This window comes from Pseudomonas sp. P5_A2_2, from assembly GCF_054177685.1.
In genome coordinates this window covers 1-1,507 of sequence record NZ_JBGCUL010001042.1, presented here as the reverse complement: position 1 = coordinate 1,507, position 1,507 = coordinate 1, and the positions used below count along the sequence as shown (strand labels likewise).

At 56.7% G+C, this 1,507-nt stretch carries 2 protein-coding genes; both read right to left on the bottom strand.

The features are described from left to right. On the bottom strand, positions 1 to 238 hold a 238-nt coding region (locus ACXRVY_RS28595), incomplete at its 3' end, for a peptidylprolyl isomerase (protein WP_458238903.1). Positions 239 to 344: 106 nt separating this feature from the next. Beyond that, on the bottom strand, positions 345 to 1,226 hold the full coding sequence (locus ACXRVY_RS28590) for an esterase/lipase family protein (RefSeq protein ID WP_223463979.1): 882 nt from the start codon (positions 1,224 to 1,226) through the stop codon (positions 345 to 347). Positions 1,227 to 1,507: the final 281 nt, after the last annotated feature.

The window sequence follows — 1,507 nt, the reverse complement described above, 5'->3', positions numbered from 1 at the left end:
GGGTCTTGACCGGGCCCTGGACCACGTTGATTGGTGCGCTGAAAACCACGGTGTCGAATTCCTTGACCATCTGGCCCGGGCCGAACGAACCCAGGTCACCGCCCTGGCGGCTGGAAGGGCAGGTGGAGTTTGCCTTGGCAACTTCGGCGAAATCGGCACCAGCCTCGATTTGGGCCTTGAGTTCGGTGCACTTGTCTTGCGAGGCAACAAGGATGTGACGGGCAGTGGCTTTAGCCATGGGAAAATACTCCTTTCAATACTCGATAAAGTGCGGAGCCTACCGGATTGCGTGAGCTATTTCTCCTCAAAGTTCCGTTCCACACGGGATCACGGCAGGTGGCACCTCAAAGGCCGGCGTCTCTCAAGCGTTCGGCATGCTGGACATACAGTTCGATCGGGTCGACACCTGTGCGCAACTGGCCGGTCGGTTGACCAATGGTGTCCAGATGATCCAGTGCATAGTCGGAGCGGATAACCGTGCCCAGATGGGAACTGAAGCGACCGACCAACCCGTCGTTCTGCTCGTTTTCCGTGACGAAATAACCGGAAAGGGCCCGGCAGAACGCGTTGAGCGGATCGAACCCATTGAGCCCTTCCTCAAGAACATTCGACTGCAGCACGCCGCTCCACGAGTAGTAACGCACACCGTTGACCCGTTCGCGCCCCTTGCCACCCCAGATGGTGGGCAGCCCTTGCGGGTATTTGTCGTTGAATGCGCCTACGCCTTCGGTGGTCAGGGCATTGAGGGCCGCAATGGCGTTCTGCGGTTGGTACTGGTTGTCGCTCAATGTTGCGAGGAAGTCGGTGAACAGGGTCACCACCGTCTCGGCCACATGTTCCGGCAGGCAGCCCGGTGCCAATGCCTTGCGCAGGAAATCGGCCAGTTCCGAGCCATGGTTCGGACCGCTGACGGAAGTCACCGATGCCACGCTGTGTGGCGCAATCGCTGCGGCATAACGTGCGGTCAGTGCGCCCTGGCTATGACCTATGAGGTTGACTTTGCGTGCACCGGTTCCTTCCAGTACCCGCTCGATCTGTGTGAGCAATTGGTCACCGCGTACCTCGTTGTCATGGATGGCCGACAAGTAGGGGACGAACACCCTTGCTCCGGCGTTCCTCAACGCCTGCCTGATGTCGTGAAAGAGTTCGAACTTGCCGATTCTGTCGAAGCCGAAAAGGCCGTGGACCAGCAGTATTGGATAACAAGTGCTTGCATTCCTTTGCATGTTCATACCTTTGCACAGAAGTTCGTTGGGACTGCATGGCGTTTCACTCTAAAACACTCGAGGTTGGCGCGATGTATGAAAAGTCCGCCGAAACTTGTGGAAAGAGGAATAGAACAAGTGCGAATGCTCAAGAGCGGCTGAGGCCTTAGTCGGAATAAATTGAGGACTTTTCACGGCAATCAGCTTGCTGCTGATCAAAGACCTACTTCGTATGTATCGATTTTCCGAGCGAGACGAGGTGAGAGGCCGACATCACGGCTGCTTGCCGCGAGGTTAAATAG

Bases quoted from the DNA above. Each gene is read 5' to 3' on its own strand.
- ACXRVY_RS28590 (WP_223463979.1), bottom strand. From the start codon at position 1,226: ATGCAAAGGAATGCAAGCACTTGTTATCCAATACTGCTGGTCCACGGC.